The sequence below is a fragment of the Streptomyces sp. UH6 genome (assembly GCF_013421635.1).
GTDB lineage: Bacteria > Actinomycetota > Actinomycetes > Streptomycetales > Streptomycetaceae > Streptomyces > Streptomyces abyssomicinicus.
Window position 1 is genome coordinate 1 of sequence record NZ_JACADT010000197.1, and the last position, 7,695, is coordinate 7,695.

Below are 7,695 nucleotides of genomic sequence, written 5' to 3' on the forward strand. Positions count from 1 at the left end.
TGACAGGGCGGACGTGGCAACTCTGGCACATCATCCCGTCCGCCTGTCGCCACCCCCCGCCCCTCCCGGGCGCGGTCCGCGCACCGGGCGGGGCCGGAGCCGTCCGGCGGGGTTCAGGGGCCGGGGAGGGGGCGGCCGAGCAGGCCGGGGCGTTGCTGCCAGGGGTGGGGGCCGGTCAGGGGGCGGTACTCGACGCCGAGGGCGTCGAGGCGGGAGAGGTGGGTGTCCAGGCGCGCCGGAAAGCCCCGCCGGCCGGACGACCACGCGACCTCCGCGAACGCCGCGAGCCGCGGGAAGAGCTGGTAGTCGGCACGACGCCCGTCCTCCACCACCTCGGTCCAGAGGTTGGCCTGAACCCCCAGCACCCGCTCCCGGTACGCGTCCAGCTCCTTCGGCACCGGTTCGAAGCCGTGCACGTCCTCCACCGTGCGGACGAAGCCCAGCGGCACCGGCTCCCCGTCCCCCGGCGCCTGCCGGTGGTCGAGGTAGACGTGCTGCTCGGGGCAGACGACGACCTCGTGGCCCGCCCCGGCCGCCGCGACACCGCCCTGGTAGCCGCGCCAGGAGGACACCACGGTCCCCTCCGGCAGCGGCCGTCCCCCGTCGAGGATCTCGTCCCAGCCGACCATCCGCCGCCCGCGCCCGGCGAGCCAGCGCGCGAAGTGCGCCGTGAACCAGGCCTGGAGCCCGTCCTCGTCGCCGACGCCCAGTTCCCGGATGCGCGCCTGCGCGGTCGCCGAGGCGCGCCACTCCTCCTTGGGGCATTCGTCCCCGCCGAGGTGCACGAAAGGCGCCGGAAAGATCTCCAGGACCTCCTCCAGCACCTCCTCGTAGAAGCGCACCACCCGGTCGGTGGGGGCGAGGACGTGCGGGCTGATGCCCCAGGTGTCCCAGACGCCGAGCGCGGCCGTGTCGACCGCGTCCGTGTTCCCCAGCTCGGGGTGGGCGGCGATCGCGGCCTGGGAGTGGCCGGGGATGTCGATCTCGGGGACGACGGTGACGTGCCGCGCCGCCGCGTAGGCGACGATCTCCCGCAGGTCGTCCTGCGTGTAGTACCCGCCGTGCGGCCGCTCGTCCCACAGCGGCGAGGCACGGTGGCCCAGCTTGGTCCGCGGACGCCACGCGCCGACCTCGGTGAGCCGGGGGTGGCGGCGGATCTCGATCCGCCAGCCCTGGTCGTCGGTGAGGTGGAGGTGGAGGACGTTCAGCTTGTGCCCGGCCATCAGGTCGACGATCCGCAGCACGCCGTCCTTGGGCATGAAGTGCCGCGCCACGTCGAGCAGCAGTCCGCGCCAGCGGAAGCGCGGCGCGTCCTCGACACGGACCGCGGGCACGACGGCCGTCACCCCGGGACGGACCGGCGCCCGGCGGAAGGCGTCGGGCCCGAGGAGCTGGCGAAGTGTCTGGGCGCCCCAGAACACCCCGGCCGGCCCGCCGCCGCGGATCTCGACGCCGGTGACCGGGTCGACGTCCAGCCGGTGGGCCTCCGGCTCCAGGGCGTCGTCGAGCACCAGACGCACTCCGGGGCCCCCGCCCCCGGCGGGGCCGGGCGGGAGTTGCAGCGCGTACGCGGCGCCCAGGACCGAACGCAGCCACAGGGCGGTGCCCTCCGTGCCGGGCGCCGCCTCCAGGACGGTGCGCTCGTCGAGCGCGAAGCCACGCCCCGTGCCGCGGACCTCCGCGGAACGGGGCAGTGGGACGAGACCGGGGTCGATGCCGCCGGGACGGGACCCGGCGTCGCCGCTGCTCACGTGACCGGACCGGCTACTTGCCGCCCTTGCCGCCCTTGCCGCCTTGGTCGTCGCCGCCGGCGCCCATGGACTCGTAGATCTCCTTGCACATCGGGCACACCGGGTACTTCTTCGGGTCGCGGCCCGGGACCCAGACCTTGCCGCAGAGCGCCACGACGGGCGTGCCGTCCAGCGCGCTCGCCATGATCTTGTCCTTCTGGACGTAGTGGGCGAAGCGCTCGTGGTCGCCGTCGCCGTGCGACGTCTTCGGGGTCGGTTCGACCAGCGTGCCGGTGCCGGTGCCGCGCTCGGGCTCGAGAGTGCTCATGGGTGCCAAGCGTACCGGGACGTCCGCCGGTGGCGGCAGGGCCGAACGCCACCGCACGGGCACCGGATCGGCGGCGTCGGGGACGTCAGTTCAGGGACGGGTCGTCCGGGTAGGTCGCGATCAGCGCCAGCTCGCCGCGCTGGCGGCGCAGCACGTCCCGCCACAGCCGCTCGGGGGCGGGCGAGGAGACGTCACCGGGCTCCGACTCCACGACGAACCAGGCGCCGTCGGCCAGTTCGTCCTCCAGCTGGCCCGGACCCCACCCCGCGTACCCGGCAAAGATCCGCAGCGAGCCCAGCGCCGCCCCCAGCAGCTCGGGCGGGACCTCCAGGTCGACCAGGCCGATGGCGCCGTGCACCCGGCGCCAGCCGACCGGGCCGTCGCCGCCGGGCACCACGGCCACGCCCAGCGCGGAGTCGAGGGAGACCGGGCCGCCCTGGAAGACGACCCCCGGCTCCCCGGTGTAGTCCGCCCAGTCGTCCAGGATGTCGGCCACGCCGACCGGCGTGGGCCGGTTGAGGACCACGCCCAGCGATCCCTCGCCGTCGTGGTCGAGCATCAGCACCACGGCCCGGACGAAATGGGGGTCCGTCAGCGCCGGAGTCGCCACGAGCAACCGCCCTGTGAGCGAGGACACCTCGGTCATGCCCGCCATGATTCCGCATCCGGCGGCGCTGGGAACCCCCGACGGGGGTACCAGGGTGAACGTCCTCCTGCCGGCGGGACCGACCCCCGCCGGCCGGTGACGCCCCGTACGCACCCCGCTCCACCCTGTTCACCTCGGTGATCACTCGGGGGAGCAGTTGGGCCGCTCCCGTGCGCGGACTTCCTTCAAGGCGGTGGGCGGCCATTACGCTTGCTTTCCGGACGCGCCCCAGAAACGGCCATCCGGCTCACTGCCCATCCGATCGGAACGCGAGATTCATGACCGTCAACGACGATGTCCTGCTTGTCCACGGCGGAACCCCGCTCGAGGGCGAGATCCGTGTCCGCGGTGCGAAGAACCTCGTGCCCAAGGCCATGGTCGCCGCCCTCCTCGGTTCCGGACCGAGCCGGCTGCGCAACGTCCCCGACATCCGCGACGTGCGCGTCGTACGGGGGCTGCTGCAGCTGCACGGCGTGACGGTCCGCCCGGGCGAGGAACCGGGCGAGCTGGTCATGGACCCGTCCCACGTGGAGAGCGCGAACGTCGCCGACATCGACGCGCACGCCGGTTCCTCCCGGATCCCGATCCTGCTCTGCGGCCCGCTGCTGCACCGCCTCGGCCACGCCTTCATCCCGGGCCTGGGCGGCTGCGACATCGGCGGCCGGCCGATCGACTTCCACTTCGAGGTGCTGCGGCAGTTCGGCGCGCGCATCGAGAAGCGCGCGGACGGCCAGTACCTGGAGGCCCCGCAGCGGCTGCGCGGCACCAAGATCGAGCTGCCCTACCCGTCGGTGGGCGCCACCGAGCAGGTGCTGCTGACGGCCGTGCTGGCCGAGGGTGTGACGGAACTCTCCAACGCCGCGGTCGAGCCGGAGATCGAGGACCTCATCTGCGTGCTGCAGAAGATGGGCGCGATCATCGCCATGGACACCGACCGGACCATCCGGATCACCGGTGTCGACAAGCTCAACGGCTACACGCACCGCGCCCTGCCGGACCGCCTGGAGGCGGCGTCCTGGGCCTCCGCGGCGCTGGCCACCCACGGCAACATCTACGTCCGCGGCGCGCAGCAGCGGTCGATGATGACCTTCCTCAACACCTACCGGAAGGTCGGCGGCGCCTTCGAGATCGACGACGAGGGCATCCGCTTCTGGCACCCCGGCGGCGAGCTGAAGTCGATCGCGCTGGAGACGGACGTCCACCCCGGTTTCCAGACCGACTGGCAGCAGCCGCTGGTCGTGGCGCTGACCCAGGCGACCGGTCTGTCGATCATCCACGAGACGGTGTACGAGTCGCGGCTCGGCTTCACCTCGGCGCTCAACCAGATGGGCGCGCACATCCAGCTGTACCGGGAGTGCCTGGGCGGCTCCCACTGCCGCTTCGGGCAGCGGAACTTCCTGCACTCCGCGGTGGTGTCCGGGCCCACCCGGCTGCAGGGCGCGGACCTGGTCATCCCCGACCTGCGGGGCGGGTTCTCGTACCTGATCGCGGCGCTGGCGGCGGAGGGCACCTCCAAGGTCCACGGCATCGAGCTCATCAACCGCGGCTACGAGAACTTCATGGAGAAGCTCGTCGACCTCGGCGCGAAGGTGGAGCTCCCGGGCAAGCCGCTCGGCTGACCCACCCCTCCGCGACGTGCGTGAGGCCCGGCCCCTGGCCGGGCCTCACGCACGTCCGGGGACCGCGTCCGGGGAAAGGTGAAGGGCGGCCGCCCCGAGGTGGGGTGGCCGCCCTTCACGCTGCCTGAGGGGCCGGGGTCACTTACCCTTGGCCGCTTCCTTCAGCTTGCTACCCGCGGAGACCTTCACGCTGTAGCCGGCCGGAATCTGGATCGGCTCACCGGTCTGCGGGTTGCGGGCGGTGCGAGCGGCACGGTGGGTGCGCTCGAAGGTCAGGAAGCCGGGGATCGTGACCTTCTCGTCGCCCTTGGCGACGATGTCGCCGACGACCTCGGCGAACGCGGCCAGAACGGCGTCGGCGTCCTTGCGGGTCACCTCGGCGCGGTCGGCCAGCGCGGCCACCAGCTCACTGCGGTTCATGTTCTTACTCCCGTGTTTCTTCTTGCCGTTGAGGCGTGCCACGCGGCGGAGCCGCATGTCGGGCACAGCGAAGCCGATGCTGCCAGGGTCACCGGAGAGGTCCCCGCACCCGGGTCCGTGGTCGAACCCTCGCGCCCAGAGAGGCATCCTGCCCCCACCTGCGGCGCTAAAGCCAATCCGGCACCGACGAACACGGCGGGGAGTCACACGGACGCGTGGCGTGGCCGCCACGCACGGCGGCTCCGACCGCGGTGCCCCACCACGTTACGTCCTGCCACGGACAGCGCCCGCCCCGCCCCGCCGGTCCCCGCCCGGCCGGACGGGGCGGGGCCCCGGCGGCGTCAGCCCTGGACGGACTCGGCGGCCCGCCGGACCGCCCCGGCCACCGCTCCGGCGACCTTGTCGTTGAAGACGCTCGGGATGATGTAGTTGGCGTTCAGCTCGTCCTCGGTGACGACGTCGGCCAGCGCCGCGGCGGCCGCCAGCATCATGCCGGTGTCGACGGTGCGCGACTGCGCGTCCAGCAGGCCGCGGAAGACGCCGGGGAAGACCAGCACGTTGTTGATCTGGTTGGGGAAGTCGGAGCGGCCGGTGGCGACCACCGCGGCGGTCTCCCGGGCCACCGCCGGGTCGACCTCCGGGTCGGGGTTCGCGAGCGCGAAGACGATGGAGTCCCTGGCCATCGCGGCCACGTCCTCGCCCTCCAGGAGGTTCGGGGCGGAGACGCCGATGAAGACGTCCGCGCCGCGCACGGCCTCCTTGAGGGTGCCGGTGAGGTTCTCCGGGTTGGTGTTGTCGGCGATCCACCGCAGCGCCGAGTCGGGGGCGGCGTCGACCAGGTCGTGCCGGCCGGCGTGCACCACGCCGTGGATGTCGGCGACCACCGCGTTCTTCACACCGGCCGCCAGCAGCAGCTTGAGGATCGCGGTGCCGGCCGCGCCGGCGCCGGACATGACGACGCGGACGTCGCCGATGTTCTTGGCGACCACCCGCAGCGCGTTGGTGAGCGCCGCCAGCACCACGATGGCGGTGCCGTGCTGGTCGTCGTGGAAGACCGGGATGTCCAGGGCCTCGCGCAGGCGGGCCTCGATCTCGAAGCAGCGCGGGGCGGAGATGTCCTCGAGGTTGATGCCGGCGAAGCCCGGGGCGATCGCCTTGACGATCTCGACGATGGCGTCGGAGTCCTGGGTGTCCAGGCAGATCGGCCAGGCGTCGATGCCCGCGAACCGCTTGAAGAGGGCGGCCTTGCCCTCCATCACCGGCAGCGCGGCCTTGGGGCCGATGTTGCCGAGGCCGAGCACCGCGGAACCGTCGGTGACCACGGCGACCGCGTTGCGCTTGATGGTCAGGCGGCGGGCGTCCTCGGGGTTCTCCGCGATGGCCATGCACACCCGGGCCACACCCGGCGTGTACACCATCGACAGATCGTCACGGTTGCGAATGGGGTGCTTGGACGCCATCTCGATCTTGCCGCCGAGGTGCATCAGGAAGGTACGGTCCGAGACCTTGCCCAGCGTGACGCCCTCGATGGTGCGCAGGTTCTCGACGATCTCGTCGGCGTGCGCGGTGGAGGTCGCGGCGATGGTGACGTCGATCCGGAGCTTCTCGTGGCCCGAGGCGGTGACGTCGAGACCCGTCACCGAGCCCCCGGAGGACTCGACGGCGGTGGTGAGCTGCGACACGGCGGTTCCGCTCGCGGGCACTTCCAGCCGGATGGTCATCGAGTAGGAGACGCTGGGCGCCGTTGCCATTGCGGACTTCCTCTGCTTTCGCGTGTACTGCTGTGCGATCGCCGCGGGACCTGCGGCGCCGCGAGGTGGGGCAGGCGCCGAGGCGGTGGCAGGATCGAATGTGCTGTCCGATCGTCGCACCTACCGACGAGTAGGCGTTAGCCGGGGACGATTCGCTGCGAATTGCCCGGATACGGCGGACGGCGAACGACGAAGACCCATGCCGCCGATGTGGACGACACGGGTCTCGGATTCCCTGAAGTGGAGAAGTGACACCGACCCGCCATGCTCGCCTCGCGGCAAGTGGTCGCTCGTAGCGACGAAGGTTGGGCCCGGGGGCTTGGATCGGGCCGGTGTCACGTCCAGGCTAACAAACCGATCCGGCCACGCCATTCCCTCGCGGACGTTTTTCCGGACCGGTCCGCCCGACCGGCCCTCCGGGCGGCCCGAACGCCTTTCACCGCCAACCAAACCTGTCGTTACCCAATCGTTGCTCGAGGCAAAGCCGGACAGAGGCCGCCAACCGATCCGTAGGCGCCTTGACCTTGATCACCGGGGAGGCGGAAGCTCGCACTTCCACCTCACTCACCCACTTCTGTGTCAGAGGTACCCCCATGTCACTCCGCTCCCTCCCCCTTCGGGCTGCCGCCGTCCCCGCCGCGGCCGCCCTCCTCCTCGCCGGTGCGGCCGTCCCCGCCGCCGCCACCGGTGGCACCCACCACACCGAGGAGATCCGCCAGGACCTCCCGGTCACCGCCGAGGACTTCCGGCACGGCGACTGCCCGACCGTCCCGGCCGGCAAGGACGGCTGGCACTTCGTGCTGCCCGGCAACGCCACCGTGTTCACCGAGCTCACCGTCACCTTCGCGCCCGGTGGCGAGCAGGTGGTCACCGCCTTCGGACCGCCCACCGGCAAGCACGCCTACGCGGTCTCCGAGCCCGGCGCCGAGCTGGTGTCCGCCGTCGCCCGGACCGAGGGCGCGGACGTCTCCTACGTCAACCTCTCCCACACCTGCCCCGCCGCCACCGGCGGGGGCGACGAGAACCCCGGCGAGGAGCCGGGCGGGCAGCGGCCCGGGGAGGAGAAGCCGGGCGAGGAGCAGCCGGGCGAGGAGCAGCCGGGCGAGGAGAACCCCGGCGGCGGTGACGCCGGCGGGCAGAACCCCGCTGAGGAGAACCCCGGCGAGGAGAACCCCGGCGAGGAGAGCCCGGGCGACGGCAC

At 72.4% G+C, this 7,695-nt stretch carries 7 protein-coding genes; 2 read left to right on the plus strand and 5 right to left on the minus strand.

The annotated features are described in order from the left end of the window. Positions 1-113: 113 nt before the first annotated feature. The 3 genes from HW445_RS12580 to HW445_RS12590 form a co-directional block, all read right to left on the minus strand. Positions 114-1,751, minus strand: coding sequence for a beta-N-acetylhexosaminidase (locus tag HW445_RS12580; RefSeq protein WP_308798974.1), 1,638 nt, complete (start codon positions 1,749-1,751; stop codon positions 114-116). Positions 1,752-1,764: 13 nt separating this feature from the next. Further along, positions 1,765-2,058, minus strand: a complete 294-nt coding sequence (locus HW445_RS12585) for a DUF3039 domain-containing protein (protein ID WP_151775131.1) — start codon at positions 2,056-2,058, stop codon at positions 1,765-1,767. An 85-nt stretch (positions 2,059-2,143) separates the two neighbouring features. Beyond that, positions 2,144-2,704, minus strand: a complete 561-nt coding sequence (locus HW445_RS12590) for a YqgE/AlgH family protein (protein ID WP_180221116.1) — start codon at positions 2,702-2,704, stop codon at positions 2,144-2,146. A gap of 278 nt (positions 2,705-2,982) precedes the next feature. Here HW445_RS12590 and murA point away from each other — a divergent pair, with 278 nt between their 5' ends. Then, complete coding sequence (gene murA / locus HW445_RS12595; protein ID WP_180221117.1) at positions 2,983-4,323, plus strand: UDP-N-acetylglucosamine 1-carboxyvinyltransferase; 1,341 nt, start codon at positions 2,983-2,985, stop codon at positions 4,321-4,323. A 138-nt stretch (positions 4,324-4,461) separates the two neighbouring features. Here murA and HW445_RS12600 read toward each other — a convergent pair whose 3' ends face one another. Both HW445_RS12600 and HW445_RS12605 read right to left on the minus strand, forming a co-directional pair. Continuing rightward, complete coding sequence (locus HW445_RS12600) at positions 4,462-4,743, minus strand: HU family DNA-binding protein (RefSeq protein ID WP_108955122.1); 282 nt, start codon at positions 4,741-4,743, stop codon at positions 4,462-4,464. A gap of 341 nt (positions 4,744-5,084) precedes the next feature. Then, positions 5,085-6,494 carry an NAD-dependent malic enzyme gene (locus HW445_RS12605; RefSeq protein ID WP_180221118.1) on the minus strand — a complete coding sequence of 470 codons (1,410 nt, stop codon included), beginning with the start codon at positions 6,492-6,494 and terminating at the stop codon, positions 5,085-5,087. Between the two features lie 593 nt (positions 6,495-7,087). Between HW445_RS12605 and HW445_RS12610 the strand changes: the two genes are divergently transcribed. After that, positions 7,088-7,695: LPXTG cell wall anchor domain-containing protein (locus HW445_RS12610; protein WP_180221119.1), on the plus strand; the 608-nt coding region annotated here is incomplete at its 3' end.